Here is an 18,087-nt window from a genome sequence, read left to right on the forward strand (position 1 = left end):
AAGATTTGTGCTGCTTGGCTCGGTTAACTTACCCGAACCATTGCAATCACTTAACTTGGGCCGTCAAAAAAACCTAATCCGTGTAGTAGATAAACACGTAGGCCGACAGCAGGATGGCAATCCACAGTGCGGTGGCGCCAATAGGCCAGGACCGCGCGAACAGGCCACGCTCTTCGCTATCCGCAGTCTCGGGCTGGCCTAGATAGTTTACGGCCATACGCTTGGAGAGCGCTTCCAGACTCTGCCAGGTAGAAGCACTGAAGACCAGGAGTGGTTGCAGGCCACGCGAGCCCTGCTGCAGTAACCAGGGTGCTGCCCGGCGCCACAGCCAGTCGACGTCAAGGCTGATAGTTTCGGTGCGCTTCATCAACGGCAGCAGGATAAAGAATGCCAATCCTGAGAACAGTAATAACTGCAGATAAAATACTACCTTGCCTGCCGTATAGGCCTCGTACTCAATCGGGTAGGGCAGGAACGGGTACAGCCACTGCGGCGCAACTCCCAACAAAATACATAATGCGGCGAATATGATCATCGCGGCGGCCATATTCCAGGGCGCGTCTTTGGGTCGCATGCCCGAGTCACGCTGAAAGAAAACGAACCAAGGGAACTTGATACCAGCGTGCAAGAAAACGCCTGCGGAAGCCGCTGTAAGTGTCATATAAACCCACACCATTTGCTCATTGGCTGCAGCCAGAGAAATCAGGCTCTTGGTGGTAAAGCCGGAGGTCAGCGGAAAGCTGGATATAGCCAGTGCACCAATAATGCAGCATATGGTGGTTACTGGCATGGTTCGGTAAAGGCCGCCTAATTCGGTACAGCGGGTCTTACCGGTCCGATAAATGACCACTCCAGCGCTCATGAACAGCAATGCCTTGTAAATGATGTGCGCGAACGCATGAGCAGCAGCCCCGTTAAGCGCGAGTTCCGTACCGATACCCACCGCGCAGACCATGAAGCCGACCTGGTTGACGATCGAATAGGCGAGGATGCGCCGTATGTCATTTTCCAGCAAGGCATAGACAATGCCGTAAACCACCATGAACAGGCCCACCCCAATGAGTACTGGCTCACCCGGGAAAAGCAATATCAGGACCAGCACCGCGGTCTTGGTAGTGAATGCGGAGAGGAAGACAGAGCCGGTCGGGCTCGCTTCGGGGTAGGCGTCTGCCAACCAGGCCGAGACTGGCGGTGCGGCGGCATTGATGAGAATGCCACAGAGAATCATCCAGGTGCTGAAGTCGGTTGCCAGCAAGGGGCGTATTTCAATAGAACCGGTGCTGATGAGCACGCCTTCTATGCCCACCTTTAGCACGACGCCACCCAGCAGATGCATGATGGCATAGCGGATGCCGGCGGCGCGCGCGGCCGGTGTGCCCCCACACCAGACCACCACGGTGGAGAACAGGGCCATGAGTTCCCAATAGAGAAACAGCACGATTAAATCGCCGGCGAAGCAAACACCGATTGCGCCAGCCGCATAGGCATAGGCAGCGGCTAGCTCATACCAGCGGGCTAAACGGAACGCGTAGAGACCGCCGACAAAAACCATGAGAGCAAACACGGTCGCGAACAGACGCCGCAGGGCACTGCCCTCCACGGGCTCAACATTGTAGGAAAGAAATTTGACGGTACCTTGTACGCCATCGGGCACCTGCCATATCGCCCATAGCGTGATCAGCGGCGCCAGCAACAACACTGCAGTGCGCAGATGTCCCTTGGCCGGGCCAATAGCCATTGCGGCGACTATCATAATCAGCGCAGGCGATAGCAGGTCAGGCATCGTCTTCGTCCTGCTGGTAAAAGTCTGCGGGCTTCTTCAGAAAATAGCCCAGGGCCTTGGCGGCGAGTACCATAAGCAGGCAGCTCAAAAAGCCGTAAACCGCGCCAAACCCAAACCAGCCATCCACCACAAAATAGCCTTTGACGTAGATCACCAACTGCGCAGCCACGGTCAACGCCAGGACTATTGAAAAGCCCCACCACAGACGGCGAATCGTTTGCGGCCTGCTCAAAAAATCCTGGGAATCTGAATCAGACATTATTGGATTCCGCCCCTCACCAATTGTGACTCCAGCTCAATGACCGGGCCATTAAACAGGAAGAAAGCCAGCGTTAGCATTGCGGTGGCGGTAAGCGCAAATACCATTAGCCAGGGTGCCTCACCGTGATCAGGCCCATCCGGCGTTTCGGCAGCGAACCAGGCCATGAATATGATGGGTAGAAAATAGGCCGCATTGAGTACGGTGCTGGCTATAATCGTAAACACCACCAGTAAGTTGTCGGCCTGGAACGCTCCCGCCAGAATATACCATTTGGACACAAAGCCAGCGGTTGGTGGCACCCCGATCATGCTGAGTGCGCCAATCGTGAAGGCGGCCATGGTCCAGGGCATACGCCGTCCAATACCGCGTAACTGATGTACCTCGGTTTTCTTGGCCGCGGTATAGATAGCACCGGCGGCGAAGAACAGCGTTATCTTGCCAAAGGCGTGCGCCATCATATGCACCGCGGCACCCACTTCTGCCAATGGCTTGAGGACGGCAGCGGCCATCACCACATAAGACAACTGGGCTATCGTGGAGTAGGCCAGTAGCCGCTTCAGATTTTGCTGCCGCAGGGCAATCAAACTGGCGGTGATAATAGTAAATGCCGCTGCATAGACTAGCCAGCCACTGCTGGGTGTCGCGAACAGAAAATCTATGCCAAAGATGTAGACGATGATTTTGGTGATCGCAAAAACACCCGCTTTAACGACGGCTACCGCGTGCAGCAGGGCGCTGACCGGTGTTGGTGCGACCATCGCTGCCGGCAGCCAGCGATGCACTGGCATCAGTGCGGCTTTGCCGACGCCGAACACAAACAAGCCCAGCAGCAAGCCCACATCGGCGCCCGATATATGGCCCTCTAGAATGCCGCCCACTGTGAAATCGCCGGTGCCTGCTAAATGGTAGGTCCAGATAATGGCCGGCAGAAACAAACCGATAGACGTTCCCAGCAAAATGCCTAGATAAGTGCGCGCGGAGCGAACCGTAGCGGGGTCACCTTTGTGGGAGACCAGGGGGTAGGTCGACAGCGTTAACAATTCATAGCACAGGAACAACGTAAACAGATTGGCCGAAAAAGCTACGCCCATAGCCGCCCAGAGTGCCAGGGCAAAACAGACATAGAAGCGGGTCTGATTCTTTTCCCGGTTGGCGCGCATATAGCCAATTGAATAGATGGAATTGATAATCCACAGTCCACTGGCGAGTGCAGCAAACAGCATGCCTAAAGGCTCAACGCGGAAAGCCACCGATAGTCCGGGTAGCACTTCACCTATTTCAAGAGCCGGTCGCTCACCGGCCATCAACTCAGGCAACAAACTCCAAACCAGGCCGGCGAGCGCACTGGCCCCCAGCAGGGTAACCGCTTCACGCAGATTATCGGAAAAACGTCCAGCCACCACGATACCCAACGCGATGAACAGCGGCAGGCAAAGAATGAGGGCTATGGTGTTTTCCGGCGTCATGGCAGTTGGCCCAATAACACGCTGGCAGCGCCGCTAGACAGGCTGATCGGTAACTGCGGGAAAAAGCCGAAGCCTATATTCGCCAGTGCCACCAGCCAGGTTACCAGCAGCAGCGGCAAGGGTGCTTCACGTATAATGTCAGTGGCGCCATCTGCCGCAACATTATCTGTTGAACCGAAGTACAGAGTTTCGACTATGCGCCATACGTAGGCGACGGCCATCAGTGAACTGAGCAGGATTACCGCTACCAGTAACACACTGTAATTGTCCTGAGCCATGGCTGCGTTGATCAACAGCCACTTGGAGATAAAACCTGCCGTACCCGGTACGCCGATCAAACTAAGGCCACAGATCACCAGGGCTGCTGCTGTCCAGGGCATGGTTTTCGCGGCACCCGCCAACTGGCTCAGGCGCAGATCACGGTAGTGACAGGCGAGGCACGCTACGGCAAGAAACAGCCCGCCTTTCGCCAGCGCATGATTAAAAATGTGGGTCACGGAGGCAGACAGCCCGGCCGCGCTGAGGAAACTGGCGCCGAGGACGATGTAGCCGATCTGTGCCACGGAGGAGGTTCCCAATAGTCGTTTGAGGTGTCCCTCGAACACAGCGACAGCCGAGGCTACGACGATACCCAGAATCGCCAGGGGCATCAGGAATGAAGCAAATTGCGTGGAGTGCCCGGGCAGGGCGCTTTGAAACACCAGGAAGTCGAAGCGAATAAGAACGTAGATAGCAACCTTGGTGCCACATGCGGCGAGAAACATGGTGACCATATGGGGAGCGTGGGTGTAGGCATTGGGCAGCCAAACATGTAGCGGGAAGACGGCGGCTTTAAGCGCGAGGCCAATGGTGATAAAGCCAGCCGCGACCAGTAACGGGTTGAGCTCAGTCACTTCCTGAATTCTGACTTCCATGTCTGCGAGATTGAGGGTTCCCGTCATCATATAGACCAGGCCAACACCAATCAGATAAAAGGTGGCTCCGATGGTGCCCATGATCAAGTACTTGAATACGGACGGCAAAGCGCGTCGATCCGGGCCGCCGGCGATCAGCACGTAACTGGCCAGGGAAGAAATTTCCATGAACACAAAAATATTGAATGCGTCTGCTGAAACCACGATACCAATCAGGCCTGCCATTGCCAGTAACCAGGCGGAGTAGAACAGCGGCTGGCGTTCCAGCTCAATCTGCTGGTCGACACTGGCATGTGCCGCCAACATTCCCAGTGCGCCAGCGCCACTCACCACTAGCAATAACACCGCACTAAACGCGTCCACCGATAATTCAATGCCGTAGGGTGCCGCCCAGCCACCCATTTGGTAAGTGAATACCTTGCCTTGCAGGACGTCTATGGTCATGGCAATGGCAATGCAGAAACTCAGCATGGCAACCGCAGTCGCACCGGCCCAGGCAAGGCCCCTGGGTTTCAGTAACACGATCAGAGGTGCCGCGAGCATTGGCACGACAACCTGTAAGGCCGGCAGATGTGGCGTTAAATCCATAGCCTCAGTCCGCGTCCAGAATTTCGTCTTCTTCTATGGTGCCGTAGCTTTCGTTGATTCGCACAACAATAGCCAAACCCAGAGACAGAGTAGAAACGCCCACCACAATTGCAGTCAGTATTAACACCTGCGGTAGCGGGTTAGAGTAAATTTGCTCAGGCATACCCGCAAGGATGATGGGGGCAGTTCCACCCTCAACCTTGTCCATGGTGATATACATCAGAAACACCGCCGACTGAAATATAGACAGGCCGATCAGCTTCTTGACCAGATTGACCTTACTGATGACGGCGTAAAGACCAATCATCAATAACACGACAAAGACAAAGTAGTTGAAGTAGCCGAGCAATTCCATCAGCCCTGACCTCGCGACGCGAAGGCATGGAAAATCGTTAGCAAAGCACCGCAAACTGCCATGCCGACACCGGCCTCAATGATAAGGATACCTAATTGCTGTCCAAACACGGGGTCGCTGGACAGCACCGAATAATCGAGAAAGTTGCCACCCAATGCAATGCAGACGATACCGACCGCTCCGTAGAGGCTGGCGCCACCAATCACCAGGGCCATCAAAGCGCGCTGCGGCACTGCGCGTAGCGCCGCGTTCTCGCCCTCCAGTAGGGCGAAAAGGATAACGCCAGTCGCTATGATAGCGCCGGCCTGGAATCCACCCCCCGGGCCATATTCACCGTGAAACTGCACGTATAGTCCAAACAGAACAATAAAGGGCACCAGCAAGCGACCCACAACCTGGGGTATCAGGTGGTGTTTCAGGCCGCTGCTTCGCGCGGGCCGCTGCGCGGCATGGCCGGCAGGTCGTGGGCCCAGAATAAACAATACGCCAATGCAGGCAGCAAAAACTACGAACACTTCACCCAAAGTATCGTAGCCGCGAAAGCTACTCAGTACCGCGGTAACGATATTGGGTATATCAATATATTCAGGTGTCTTCTCCAGATACCAAGGTGCAACGTGTTGGTGTACCGGTGCATTCGGGTCGCCCAGACGTGGCGCATCAAATATGGCATAAGTCATCAGTGCACCCAGAACAATGACGACCAGCAGGGCGGCTGCACGGCCGACATGGGCAAATTTCTCGCGTTCAGCCGTCATCGCCAGCGCACTGAGGAAGATGACTGTCGTCACGCCCGCGCCAACGGCCGCCTCGGTCAGGGCGACGTCCGCGGCATCGAGGATAAAAAAATTGGCCGCCATTAGCAGGCTGAATATTGACGTCAACATGACCGCGACAAATAAGTTGTCGCTGCGGACTATCGCCAGCGCAGTGATGACCAGCAGGGTCAACAAAAATAGCGCAAAAACAAAAGTCATTTATCTCTGCCTGTACTGGTTACAGTCGGTTTTTCGGGTCGCAGACCAGACTGTAGGGCGGCATTGGCGAGTGCATAGCTGGCGGTGGGACCGGTCAGCAGAAGGAAGATCATAATGGCAAATAGTTTCAGTGCGGCCAGAGAAAAGCCCGCCTGCAAAATGATACCGAAGAATATGAGTATGCTGGCCATGGTGTCGGTTAGGCTGGCAGCGTGAATGCGAGTGTAGAAATCGGGCAGGCGCAAGGCACCAATACCACCAATCAGCACAAAGCCACCGCCCAGTGCCATTAGCAACCAACTGAGAGCATCTATTAATAGCTCAGTCATTATCGTACTCGGCGTGGTCTCTGTGATTATTCTGGAAAAACTCGAGCACCGCCAGAACGCCCACCAGATTAATCAGTGCATACGCCAGCGCCAAATCAAGAAAATCCGGACGTCCATAGAGATAGGCAATGACGGCAAGTAACATGGCTGTTTTAGTGCCGAACATATTGACTGCCAGCACTCTGTCGTAAACGGTGGGCCCCTTCAAGGCTCTGACCAGGGCCAGTACCATAGTGACCAGAATGGCGATGGATACCAGTATATACATACTCAGTTAAGCCCCAGCAGCTGCACACGTCGTTGCGCTTCCTGCTCCTGCAGCGCCTGTGCGCCTTCTTTGGTCAGGCAATGCACCAGAAAGGTGTCCTTGTAAAGATCGATTGTGACGGTGCCGGGGGAAAGGGTGATGGAGTTCCCCAGGATGACCTTTCCCGCATCATTGAGGCCCTCGCTCTTGAGTTCTACCACTGTCGGACTGATTGGCATTGATGGGCTTAGTACCACACGGGCCACGTCGATACTCGACTTGACGATCTCCAGCAGCAGCCACCACCAATAGCCCGGCAGTCGCAGCAGTGTTCGCAGCGGAAACTTGTGGCGAAAAAACCCCATGCGGGTGGCCAGATAGGTACTGAGTAAACAGGAGAAAACGCCCAGACCCAGGATGAGGGGCTTGTACAGCCCGGACCACAGAACCCAGGATACCATCAGCACTGCCAGCAGAGCGGCGATATGCAGAACCTTCCCGTTACCCTGTTGCTGGTTACTACGATACATCTACGTTTTCTCTCACAAAGTCGGTCTGGCAAGGCACTCTTAGGCTACCTGTGACGCGGCCTGTCATTATGGCCAAATTCTCGGTCCAGACAAGTGAACTCGGCTCTGAAACGGCAATTTCCAAATATTGAGACGGTATTGCCATGTTTAACGACCAATATTGTTAGAATCGTGCAGCGCTAGGTGGATTTTATGGAGTTTTAGTACAGCATAATTTAAGCCGCTGCATCAGGTTAACGGGGGATTAATCTCTATTTGACCACTCAATTCATGCGGTGAGTGTCAGCGCAATCCCACCTAAGTATCACAGGATCTGGACAATAATATGAAGTACTTTCTACCCTTGGCCTCATTTTTTGCAGGTTGGATTTTGTTGCTAATGACCAACAGCCTTTTTGCCACCAGTCTCGTCAATGGAGCGCTGCAGATGCTGCTATTTGCCCTGGTGGTCTGTCTGCCGATTTGGCGCACTGGACGTATGTCTTATGTGGACATCGGCTGGCCCTGGGGCGTCGCTGTTATAGGGGTTTTGACCTGGGTCACCGGTGAAGGTGATCCCGTTCGTGTAGCTCTGGTTAGCATGGCTTATATTTTTGTGGGTAGCCGAATGGGACTGGGCGCTTTGCAACTCTGGAAAATGGGTGTTCTGAAAAAGGAGCTCCCGCGCTATGAATATCAAAAGCGACGTTGGCTAAAGGCAGGTAAGACCAATACCGCACTGGCAATGCAGGTAGATGCTATTTTGCAGGGTATGGCCAACGCCTCTTTTCTGGCGCTGCCGGCGTTCCTGATAGCCACAAACCCCAGTGATAGTGTCTCGGCGCTAGAGGTGATCGGCCTGCTGGTCTGGGTAGGCGCTTTTGCTATGGAGTCTGTCGCAGACCTCCAAAAACTGGCCTTTTTAAAGGCCATGAAACGCTCAGGTCAGAAAAACAGAGTGTGTGATGTCGGTTTGTGGAAGTACACCCGTCACCCGAATTATTTTGCCGAGTGGATGGTGTGGAATGGCCTTATTATTGCAGCTATACCGTCCTGGTTAGCGCTGCAAAATCAAGAGTCGACGGTGATTTGGGGCCTGCTGGGTGTGGGTCTTTTGATGGCATCAAGAATGATGTATGCCACACTGGTCTATAATACTGGAGCCGTGCCGGCGGAGTACTATTCGGTGCAAAAGCGGCCTGACTACAAAGCCTACCAGGAGAAAACCAATATCTTTTTCCCTGGGCCGAGAAAATAGCCCCAAACAGGTTGGGGCGTTTCACTCAATCTCGCAGTAACAATCTGTCCCCTCAAGGACGCCGGGCTAAAGCACCCGGCAAGCCGGGGGTTAGTCAGCTACCCAGGATGCGTGAAAGCCATGCGGCACACGCTGAGGGATTTTGATACGCGCTACTGGTTCATCGGTGAAACGCTTGGCATCGATGATATGGCATTCACTTTCTTGGGCGACCTTATCGTAGACGAAACAGATCACATAACCATCATCTTCGCTCTGGGCGTTGAGGCGAGGTGCGAACACCGCTTCGCCCGATTCGCAATTGTCGCCAAACGGATGTACCTGAATTTCACCAGTCTCATTGTCGTATTTCATTTCGCCGTCGAAGGTCGCCATGGCGTCGGTGCGAAAACGCGCTGCGTATAGGTATCGGTTCTTACGCCCCATCAGTTCATCATTGATGCGAGGGAAATCGCAGTGGTACTCGCGGTCAAGTGGCTTGGAGCTTACCTCACCGGTAGCCATATTCAAGCGCCATTCGTGCAACTGCCCTAATTGCTCTGTTACATCACTGTCGGGATCAGAGACAATGCCGCCGCGGTTGGAGCGACAGGCCTGAAATACGATTTCATCGCCTTCTTCCCAGGAGTTGGAAACGTGGAATAAAAAGCTCTCTTCAATATCAAACCACTTGATATTGGAGTCGTCACCCAGGCGCGGCACCACACCAAAGCGGCAGCCGTTGGACGGATCCCAGCGAATCATGTCCTCGCCATTCATCGCCGCCTCAAAATCAAAGATCAGTGGTAGGTCAGGAAAGATGGTGTAATTTTCAGTGATCGCACAGTCGTGCATCATGATGCCTTTGGGTATCGTAATTTCCTTCGTGTGGATGGCCTTTCCTGTTGGAGCCACCACGGAATAAGTCAGAAATGGCGGCATTGGCGAGTAACCGAAGGTAATCATTTCATTGGTTGCGGTATCCACTTTGGGGTGGGCGGTGAAGTTGTGGTTTAACGTGCCGTCAAAGTCATGCTCACCCGTGGTCTCCAGGTCTGGCAGGGTGACACGATAGGGGGTGCCGCCTTCCATCAGGGCGAACAGCTGTTGGTTGTGAAATACCATGGCTGTGTTACCCGTATTCTTGCTGGGAGGTATCTCGCCTTTGGCAATCATCTCACCAAACATGTTGAGGCCCGGATAGATCCACTCGCCCTTGGCTCGCTCTTCTCGGAGCCCATCTGAGTCAATAAAGCGATTTCGGTAGGTGGCCTTGCCGTCGCGGATATGTACCCCGTGAATCATGCCATCGCCGTCAAAAATGTGATATTTCTCTATGTCGGGTACGTAATAAGGATTGGGGCCGATACGCAGGAAGTTGCCCGCAATGTCATTAGGAATGGTGCCGATAACCTCCATCTCTTCTGCGGTGATTTCATCGTAGACCGGCTTGTAATTTTCTTCCAATTGAGGATTCGTGGGTAGGTTCTGTGCAGCAGTATTCATGGAATTTCCCTGTTTTATGCTTTTTATCGGATGCAGTGCTTTATTCACAATAGCACCTTGAGCGTATATGTATAGGAAGGTGGTCACAAATTAGGTGGCTGAGACCGCCACAATGCGCGTTCCCATAGATGCCTGCACCAGCGTCCGCGAAGTATCGGGAGGCGCTGGATTCGACTCTGCAGCCACTGGGCAGCGGAGCTGGCTGCGGCGTGCGGTTTATTGCTTAGTCGGAACGCTTTTGGTACGTTCTGGGGTACTTACATTTCTTGGATTGGGGACATTTTAGTATGGCAAGTATTGAATCTCGTTTCAGATATTTGGCGGTGGCAATGGTTGTTACTTTGGCCGCGCCGACGATTTTAAATGCCCAGACAACTACAACTACAACGACCACAACTAATGCCGATGGATCAACGACTACCGTTGTTGAGGAAAGCGAACCGGCAGAAGAGTCGTCCCAGGATGCAGGAGGCAACCTGATCGGGCCTACCGGAGTTACAGGGACTATTCGGCGTTCAGACCGTCGCCAGGACCGGCGCCTGGAAGAGGACCTTGAAGATCTGGAAGATTTCCGAGATGACAATGACAGGGATCGGAGGCGCTAGCTCTATCAGGGGCTGTGCTTCTGACTTATCCTGTCAGAGCCTCGAAACGGTATAAGTCTCAATTCCAAAAAATGCAGCATATCGAGGGTTTTTATGGCCGTTCACTATGAATTTGAACAAGAAGTCGAAAGTGTTCTGGCCCTGCTGATGGACCCGGACTTCCTGGTTGATCGTTGCCTGGCACTCGGGGAGCTGGAGGCCAGCTGTGAGGTGGAAGAGTTTGATGACACCACTGTTATCAAACTGACGCGTAAATTGCAGCGCGACCTACCGCGCTTTCTGGCTAAGATGATGGATTCGGTGCAGATCATTCATATCACTGAACAGTGGCAGGCCGATGACGACGGCGGCTGGAAAGGTGAATACACCTTTGAAGTTGAAGGCCAGCCAGTTGCGGTAGGTGCCCGCTTTGAACTCTACCCAACCGATGCTGGATGTTGTTACTCAATTGAGCACAGTGCCAGCGCCAAAATTCCTTTGCTGGGTCGCCGCATTGAGAAGTTTATATTGGTCCAGGCGGAAGAGGGCTGTGCGGCGGAGTTGGACTATCTGCAGCAGCAGTTGGGGTAACCCCATGTTTAGGATCTGGTTGCTCTCTGACAGAGCATCCAGCGCAGCTGTTTAGAGTGCGGCTGCGATGTACAGAGGAGTAGATATGTCCAGCACTGAAAAAAACCTTCCCTTGCAGGGCAAAATGGCGCTGATCACCGGTGGTTCAGGCGGTATTGGCAGTGCTTGTGCCCAGGCCTTTATCCGGGATGGCGCTTCGGTAACGTTGATGAGTCGCTCGCTGGAGAAGTTGCAAGAGGTGCATGAGCGCTTGCAGCCGGAATTGACGGCAGGTGCAAGGATCGAGCTGTTTGCGGGGGATGCGATGGCTACTGATGACGTGAAAGCCGCTATCGAGTTGGCGACTACTGACGGTAAGCTGGATATCTGTGTGCCCACGGTCGGCGGTGGTCAGATTCGGCCGCTGCTAATGCATGACGCTGACAGCTTCCGCAGCGAACTGGAATTGAATATTGTCTCTGCCTTCCTGGTAGTGCGTTACTCGGTTAAAGCCATGCACGCAGCCGGGGGTGGTTCCATTGTCTGTATATCGTCGGATGCAGCCAAGCTGGCGTTTCCGTGGTTGCCCGCGTATACAACGGCCAAGTCCGGGCTGGAGGGTTTTGTGCGCGCCGCGGCCGAAGAGTTGTCGCGCTTTGGAATTAGGGTTAACGCCGTGCGCCCCGGGCTTACCCGCACCGAGGCCACTGCTAGTCTGTTTGATGACCCCGCGACATATGCTGCTTTTGCTGCAGAGAAGCCATTGGGACGTCTAGGTGAGCCGGAGGATATTGCAGCCGGCGTGCGCTACCTGGCCGGACCGGAATCTTCCTGGGTGACTGGCCAGAGCTTTGCGATTGAGGGCGGCAATGAACTGCGCAAGGCCGCGGATATGTCGGTGATGGTGCAGCAGATATACGGAGAAGAAGCCTACCAATCAGTGCTTGCCGGAGTAGCGCCTTTTGACGCAGACTGATGCTTAACCAATCAGTCTGCCAGTCGGCGAGACGTTGACATAACGGAGAAAATCTCAGGATGCAAATTGTCATTATAGTATTGGGCGTAGTTTTAGTGTTAGCCGGACTGTATTTCGCGGTGGGTGGTTTCGGGCAGGGGAGCAGCGGAGGCGGCTTCCGGGATATGAAAATGGAGGGCCCTCCGTGGTTGATATTGGTCGCAATTGGCGTTGGCCTGGTGGTTTACGGTTCAACCTGGGAAGCAGGCCAGGACCCTGCTCCCCGCGCATCGGTGGGCGAGGCGGAGCGGCCTGCAATCACGGCCAACGTGCCAATCTACAAGTTTGGCGACACCACATGGACGACCAGCACGAAAGCAGCCGGAATTGTCGATTGGGCACAGGCATCTGCCTACTGTAGTGGCCTGAATGCGGGCGGTCTAGCCTATCGCCTGCCAACCATTGCGGAGCTGCAATCCATTGCGGACCCGAATGACCCAAATGCCTGGGATAGAAAGATTGCCAGGATTTTCCACGATGGTATTGGCAGCAACTGGATCTGGAGCGCTGATGTCGATGGCGCAGGTGCTGCCTTTTACTTTGATTTTGAAACGCTAGGAGTTAGCAGCTCTGCGCGGAACAGTACTGTCGGTATAGAAGCTCTTTGTGTAGGTGAGTAAAGGTATCTGGTTATAGGGTTTACCTCTTCCACGCTTAGGTGGGCAGGCATCTTTAGTGAGTCCAGGGTCAAGATACCTATTCGTTGCCACTGCGCTCCATTACCAGACGAAAACCGATATCGGGCATCCGCACATTATTGCTGGCCCCATCGCGCCGGTAGACCTGTGATTCCTCAGCCTCAAACTCGTAGCCACCGCCGCGCTGGACTTTTATAACCATGCGCCGCGGGTCAGAGGCTTCAACAATGTGCACTGGGTTAACCCTGGGCTGGTCGCCTTTCAGTTGATGATGTCGTGCATAGAGGTTTGAACTCATATTATCCAGGCAGAATTCCCAAAGATTGCCCGTCATATCATATAAGCCGAGTTCATTGGGGGCTTTCTGAGCCACCGGGTGGCTGCGATTGCCGGCGTTACCCGCATACCAGGCGACTTCATCAATACTGTTGGAACCGCTGAATAAAAACCCCTTGGACCTATTGCCGCCGCGGGCGGCGTATTCCCATTCCGCTTCCGTGGGCAGCCGAAAACGCTTGCCGGTAGCTTCATTCAGTCGATCAACCAGTAACTGAATGTTGAGCCAACTAAGGTTGTTGACGGGGCAGGTAGCACAGGAGAAATAGCTGTTATTCCAGCCCATCAGCTCTTCAAAAATGTCCTGGGTAAACTCAGTGCGGCCCATATAGAAGCCGTCAACCGTCACGGTGTGAGCCGGTTTCTCTCGATCATCTGCAATGTCATCTTCGGAGCCCATGGTAAAGCTGCCGCCGTCCACCCAGATCATCTCGGCAAGCAGCTTTGCCTGACTCTCGGCGGACAATTTGTATTGTGGCTCGGGCTTGGTTGCACTACCTTCTTCTGCAGACGCCACTGTTGAGGCCGCTGATGCAGCCAATGATAGTGCTGCACAAAAAGAAATTACTTTGCGTATGTTCAATCGATTTTCTACTCCCCAAACTGGTGACAGTCGCGCTGAATCGCAAAGGCTAAAGCACTGGTTTAACTGCTGTGCAGATGATTTATACCTGAATTCACGTCGCAGGTATTGAGTATAGTTCGATAAGACGAGTTCGCGTGTCGCTGCGTGATCCAGAATTACCCGCTAAACGACAGTAATCTGCTGCACTATATGCGAGAATGCTCGAAGATACTCGATCGATATGACTACCGATTTAAGATGCAGTAAGAGGACGTGGTGACACCCGCGATGAGCCAGATATCTAACAATGATGTGCGACCTGCTCCGGCAAGGATAATTTGTATATTGGGTATGCACCGCAGTGGTACCAGCTGTTTGACCGGATCTTTGCAGAATGCGGGAATTGCGCTCGGAGATATTCATACTTGGAATCCATATAACAAGAAGGGTAACAGGGAAAATCAACGCTTCGTTGACTTGCATGATTCGATTCTTGAGCATAACGGCGGAGCGTGGGATGAGCCGCCTGCAAGTTCTGTGTGGCGCTCTGAGGAGAAGCAAGCCGGGCGAGAATTGCTGGAGAGTTATGCAGAATATCCGCTGTTTGGCTTCAAGGATCCACGTGTACTGTTGGTGCTTGAAGGCTGGAAGCAGTTGTATCCTGATATGGAATATATAGGTAGCTTCCGTCACCCCAATGCTGTTGCCGAGTCACTGCGCGTTAGGAGTGACATGCCGCGCAATCGGGCTCTCAAATTGTGGTATGTCTACAACAAACGTATGTTGCAGGAATACAAAAAAGGTCCATTTCCGATACTGTGCTTCGATGATAGCGAAGAAAATTTTCATGCCAATTTGAATAGGGCTCTGGATATTCTTGGCGTATTGCCGAAAGAATCTGGAGAGAAATTTTGGGAAGAGCGTCTAAGGGGTTCGCAGAACGCGAGCCAAGAGAAACTTCCGTGGCGGATCGGTCGGCTGTATCGCAAATTGCGCTCATTAGCACTCCGATGAATTTTCTTGGGTGATCCCTCCAGGACGAAAACTGTTGTACGGCGGGTCGCAGCCATGTTCAGAACTGGGCCTTGATGAGTTTTACAGCCCCTACCTTCTAAAAAGTCGCCGAGGCCATCGTCAACCCTGCGCAAGTGCGTATGTTTCGTTATAAACAATCCTGAGCAAGTACCAAGTGCATCTCCTTCATTCTCAAAGCCGGAAATCATCTGACTGGATCGGATGATGGTTCAGTGTCGAATTGGAAAGCTTCGAATGAGGCGGAGGCTCGATGTCCAGCTTTCTATCCTAAACCACCGAGTGATTTCTTCGATACGGTGACACCCCAATTTTGTCATCATTGAGCGGGGTGAGGATAAGCTAGTTGATGGTTTTTCCCAGCCGTCGGCAATGGTCTTCAATTAGACTGAAACTCGCTTTAGTTTGATAGAAGTCGAGTCACGCGAGCGCCAAGTGTTGCCAAAATTAGTAGCGCCGGGGCGTCTATTGTACCCTAAGAGCATCACATCTATAATTAGGTAAAGCGTCAGGCTTGGTTCGTTTCTTGAGATGACGATAGTCATGAGAGACTTGCTTGTCCATAACTCCCACCCAAGATTGTTCTAATGACCCTATCTCAATACTATGCCCTTATTGATGTGCAGGCGCGTATGGCGCTCAAGTCAGATGCTTCCAGATACTACTTTGGTTATCTGTGGTGGGTGCTGGAGCCGTTGCTCTATGTCGGTGTCTTTTACGTAGTCTTTAACGTCATACTGGATTCTCGGCGATCCGATTTCCTGATTTTTCTGGTGTGTGGAAAGCTGCCCTTCGTTTGGTTTTCCAAGAGCGTCAGCCAAGCGTCCAGCAGCATAATCGCCAACGTCGGTTTGATCGGTAAAATCGACGTTACTAAGACCCTTTTTCCGATGGCCGTTATTCAGGAGGGCCTGTACAAACAAGCTGTGGTTTTTCTGCTTTTGTTCGCAATTTTGCTGTTCACTGGTTATATGCCAACGATGGCCTGGTTCTGGCTAATCCCCATCATGCTCGTCAACTACATTATGATTGTGGCTTGTTCTTATGTGGGCGCAGTACTCGTTTGCTATATGCGGGACTTCACCATTTTTATTGGCCTTGGCATGATATTTTTGATGTTCACCTCTGGTATTTTCTGGGACTTGCGGGCGTTGGAGCCAGCGATGGCTGAAGCTGTGTTGCTGTACAACCCCATGGCGCTCATTCTGGATTCTTACCGTCAGGTGCTTATGCAAAATGCTGCGCCCGACCTGGTGCATCTGGCTTGGGTGGGGGCTCTATTCGGCGGCCTTACTATCATTATGGTCAAGCTTATGCGCTTCTTAAGTAAATCTCTGGCGCTGAAGGCTCTTACAGCGTGAGTACCAGCATCAGACCTACTATGTTGGAGCTGGATAATGTTGTTCTCAATTATCGATCAGGTAAAAACTCATTTGAGCACGGTGTTCATAACGTACTTAACGGCGTTTCTTTAAGTCTCTATAAGGGTGAGACCCTCGGTGTCATTGGTAAAAACGGCTGTGGCAAGACAACGATACTCAGGCTGATGGCCGGCATTTTTGGGCCAACCGCCGGTACGGTGCGGCGTCGAGCAAATACATCCGCCGCGCTACTTACAATCGGTCTGGGGTTCAAACCACAACTCTCGGGGCGCTCAAACGCTTTATTGTCGGCGATGTTACAGGGCTCTACGCGTGCTGAAGCGGAATCATGTCTAGAGGAGATCAAAGCCTTTTCTGAACTGGGTGATGGTTTCGAGGAGCCGGTTAAGACCTACTCTTCCGGCATGCGTTCTCGATTGGGCTTCACCACGGCACTCATGACGCGTGTGGATATTCTAATGATTGATGAAGTATTGGCTGTAGGTGACGCCCAATTTAGGGCAAAGGCCGAGGCTGCTTTGAAAGAGCGTATCACGGGCGAGCAGACGGTGGTTTTTGTTTCCCATCAAGGGCCGCAGGTGCAATCCATTTGCGATCGAGCTATTTGGTTGGACCAGGGTAAAATTGCCGCCGAGGGTGACGCTGAGTCGGTGCTTAAGCAATATACCGCTTCGATTAAGCTGGGCCCGAAATGAGCGAACGCTCGGTAAGCCTATTTACCTTAAGCTAAAGCGACCTGCTGCATACTTTAGTTTTCTCTGACAGAGTGGATGAACAGCTGTGATATTTCAAATAGTGTCTGCTGGCAATCGAATCTCTTGGTTCGAGCAGGATTGGTAGCACATCGTCCAGCCTGGCAGGTGCAACCTGCTAGAACACAGCTATAAGGTGAAATCAGGGATTTGTACCGGCTATGACTCTCTGAACATATATTTCTACAAAGTTCACCCGAAGCGCTGTTTTCTGTTAGTGTGCAGGATTATGAAAATAAGAGCCTGAGACATATTCAAGTTGTTTAGATATTCCGCTGACCGCTTGCCGGTTGCCATTATCCTAGCGATCAGCTGCGTGGACCTGTACCTGTATTTTGCGGTGCAGAACACCTATCTGCTGTTGTTGTATTGGGTTTTGATGATATTCCCCAAAGTGCAAATTTGTGCCTGGAATCATCATCACCAGCACACGCGCACATTTCGCTTCAAGCCAGTAAATCGCGTGTTGGAATTCTTTTATGCCCTGCATACCGGGGTAACCACCAATTTATGGCTGCTGCACCACGTGTTGGGCCATCATCAGAACTATCTGGATCAAACTCAGGACGAGAGCCGCTGGAAACGCTCCTCGGGAGAGACCATGGGGGAGTGGGAATATACCCTCAATGTGGGACTAACCGCTTATCCGCGTGGCTATCAGGTGGGCAAACAACACCCTAAAGCCCAGCGGGCGTTTGTTTTTTGTACAGCGGTTACTTTCGGTATTGTGGCACTGGCGGTCTGGTACAAGCCGGTAGCGGGGTTGCTGCTGTTTGTTCTGCCCATGATTACTGGACTGTTCGTGACGTCATGGGCGACCTATGATCATCACGCTGGGCTGGATACGAAAAATGTGTTTGCGGCCTCCTACAGCAATGTTGGGCGTCTCTACAATGTACTAACGGGTAACCTTGGTTATCACGCAGCGCACCACTTTAAGCAGGGTGTGCATTGGTCTGAGTTGCCGCAGCTGCACGAGCAGATAAAGGAACATATCCCACCGGGGCTTATCCGGGGTGTCAGGGGTACCTCTTAAAAGA

General features: G+C 52.8%; 20 protein-coding genes. 9 read left to right on the plus strand and 11 right to left on the minus strand.

Annotation, left to right across the window (positions count from 1 at the left end):
* Positions 1–73: 73 nt before the first annotated feature.
* From EYC98_RS07020 to EYC98_RS07060, 9 genes are read right to left on the minus strand one after another with little or no spacing between them, the layout of a single operon-like run.
* On the minus strand, positions 74–1,783 hold the full coding sequence (locus tag EYC98_RS07020) for a Na(+)/H(+) antiporter subunit D (RefSeq protein WP_279244605.1): 1,710 nt from the start codon (positions 1,781–1,783) through the stop codon (positions 74–76).
* The gene (locus EYC98_RS07025) at positions 1,776–2,042 is read right to left on the minus strand and encodes a hypothetical protein (RefSeq protein ID WP_279244606.1); all 267 of its coding nucleotides are present in this window, start codon (positions 2,040–2,042) and stop codon (positions 1,776–1,778) included. Before EYC98_RS07025 ends, EYC98_RS07020 begins: the two co-directional genes overlap by 8 nt.
* Entirely contained in the window at positions 2,042–3,511 is a 1,470-nt protein-coding gene (locus EYC98_RS07030; RefSeq protein ID WP_279244607.1) for a monovalent cation/H+ antiporter subunit D family protein, read from the minus strand. Before EYC98_RS07030 ends, EYC98_RS07025 begins: the two co-directional genes overlap by 1 nt.
* Positions 3,508–5,013 (minus strand): monovalent cation/H+ antiporter subunit D family protein, encoded by a 1,506-nt coding sequence (locus tag EYC98_RS07035; RefSeq protein WP_279244608.1) that lies wholly within the window; start codon positions 5,011–5,013, stop codon positions 3,508–3,510. Before EYC98_RS07035 ends, EYC98_RS07030 begins: the two co-directional genes overlap by 4 nt.
* A 4-nt stretch (positions 5,014–5,017) precedes the next feature.
* Positions 5,018–5,368 carry a cation:proton antiporter subunit C gene (locus EYC98_RS07040; protein WP_279244609.1) on the minus strand — a complete coding sequence of 117 codons (351 nt, stop codon included), beginning with the start codon at positions 5,366–5,368 and terminating at the stop codon, positions 5,018–5,020.
* Complete coding sequence (locus EYC98_RS07045) at positions 5,368–6,345, minus strand: DUF4040 domain-containing protein (protein ID WP_279244610.1); 978 nt, start codon at positions 6,343–6,345, stop codon at positions 5,368–5,370. Before EYC98_RS07045 ends, EYC98_RS07040 begins: the two co-directional genes overlap by 1 nt.
* On the minus strand, positions 6,342–6,674 hold the full coding sequence (mnhG, locus tag EYC98_RS07050; protein WP_279244611.1) for a monovalent cation/H(+) antiporter subunit G: 333 nt from the start codon (positions 6,672–6,674) through the stop codon (positions 6,342–6,344). The genes EYC98_RS07045 and mnhG overlap by 4 nt, the downstream gene beginning before the upstream one ends.
* Entirely contained in the window at positions 6,667–6,942 is a 276-nt protein-coding gene (locus EYC98_RS07055; protein WP_279244612.1) for an MrpF/PhaF family protein, read from the minus strand. The genes mnhG and EYC98_RS07055 overlap by 8 nt, the downstream gene beginning before the upstream one ends.
* 2 nt (positions 6,943–6,944) lie before the next feature.
* Positions 6,945–7,451 (minus strand): Na+/H+ antiporter subunit E, encoded by a 507-nt coding sequence (locus EYC98_RS07060; RefSeq protein WP_279244613.1) that lies wholly within the window; start codon positions 7,449–7,451, stop codon positions 6,945–6,947.
* 325 nt (positions 7,452–7,776) lie between these two features.
* Between EYC98_RS07060 and EYC98_RS07065 the strand changes: the two genes are divergently transcribed.
* Entirely contained in the window at positions 7,777–8,688 is a 912-nt protein-coding gene (locus EYC98_RS07065; protein WP_279244614.1) for a DUF1295 domain-containing protein, read from the plus strand.
* Positions 8,689–8,778: 90 nt separating this feature from the next.
* Here EYC98_RS07065 and EYC98_RS07070 read toward each other — a convergent pair whose 3' ends face one another.
* Entirely contained in the window at positions 8,779–10,173 is a 1,395-nt protein-coding gene (locus tag EYC98_RS07070) for a carotenoid oxygenase family protein (protein WP_279244615.1), read from the minus strand.
* 287 nt (positions 10,174–10,460) lie between these two features.
* Here EYC98_RS07070 and EYC98_RS07075 point away from each other — a divergent pair, with 287 nt between their 5' ends.
* From EYC98_RS07075 to EYC98_RS07090, 4 genes are all read left to right on the plus strand, one after another.
* On the plus strand, positions 10,461–10,778 hold the full coding sequence (locus tag EYC98_RS07075; protein ID WP_279244616.1) for a hypothetical protein: 318 nt from the start codon (positions 10,461–10,463) through the stop codon (positions 10,776–10,778).
* Between the two features lie 93 nt (positions 10,779–10,871).
* A complete protein-coding gene (locus EYC98_RS07080) occupies positions 10,872–11,348 on the plus strand; it encodes a DUF2505 domain-containing protein (RefSeq protein ID WP_279244617.1) in 477 nt (158 codons plus the stop codon).
* Between the two features lie 85 nt (positions 11,349–11,433).
* Positions 11,434–12,303, plus strand: a complete 870-nt coding sequence (locus EYC98_RS07085; protein ID WP_279244618.1) for an SDR family NAD(P)-dependent oxidoreductase — start codon at positions 11,434–11,436, stop codon at positions 12,301–12,303.
* A 59-nt stretch (positions 12,304–12,362) separates the two neighbouring features.
* Positions 12,363–12,962: an Lcl C-terminal domain-containing protein gene (locus EYC98_RS07090; protein WP_279244619.1), complete on the plus strand. Its 600-nt coding sequence runs from the start codon at positions 12,363–12,365 to the stop codon at positions 12,960–12,962.
* Positions 12,963–13,038: 76 nt separating this feature from the next.
* On the opposite strand, the gene EYC98_RS07095 is transcribed toward EYC98_RS07090, so the two are convergent.
* Positions 13,039–13,899 carry a formylglycine-generating enzyme family protein gene (locus tag EYC98_RS07095; protein WP_279244620.1) on the minus strand — a complete coding sequence of 287 codons (861 nt, stop codon included), beginning with the start codon at positions 13,897–13,899 and terminating at the stop codon, positions 13,039–13,041.
* Between the two features lie 270 nt (positions 13,900–14,169).
* On the opposite strand from EYC98_RS07095, the gene EYC98_RS07100 reads away from it, so the two are divergent.
* The 4 genes from EYC98_RS07100 to EYC98_RS07115 all read left to right on the plus strand — a co-directional run bounded on the left by EYC98_RS07100 (position 14,170) and on the right by EYC98_RS07115 (position 18,083).
* On the plus strand, positions 14,170–14,895 hold the full coding sequence (locus EYC98_RS07100) for a hypothetical protein (RefSeq protein WP_279244621.1): 726 nt from the start codon (positions 14,170–14,172) through the stop codon (positions 14,893–14,895).
* 605 nt (positions 14,896–15,500) lie between these two features.
* Positions 15,501–16,274 (plus strand): ABC transporter permease, encoded by a 774-nt coding sequence (locus EYC98_RS07105; protein WP_279244622.1) that lies wholly within the window; start codon positions 15,501–15,503, stop codon positions 16,272–16,274.
* Between the two features lie 20 nt (positions 16,275–16,294).
* Positions 16,295–16,990: an ABC transporter ATP-binding protein gene (locus tag EYC98_RS07110; RefSeq protein WP_279244623.1), complete on the plus strand. Its 696-nt coding sequence runs from the start codon at positions 16,295–16,297 to the stop codon at positions 16,988–16,990.
* Between the two features lie 373 nt (positions 16,991–17,363).
* Complete coding sequence (locus EYC98_RS07115) at positions 17,364–18,083, plus strand: fatty acid desaturase (RefSeq protein ID WP_279244624.1); 720 nt, start codon at positions 17,364–17,366, stop codon at positions 18,081–18,083.
* The last annotated feature ends 4 nt before the right edge of the window (positions 18,084–18,087 follow it).

The organism is Candidatus Litorirhabdus singularis (genome assembly GCF_026262625.1).
GTDB lineage: Bacteria > Pseudomonadota > Gammaproteobacteria > Pseudomonadales > Halieaceae > Litorirhabdus > Litorirhabdus singularis.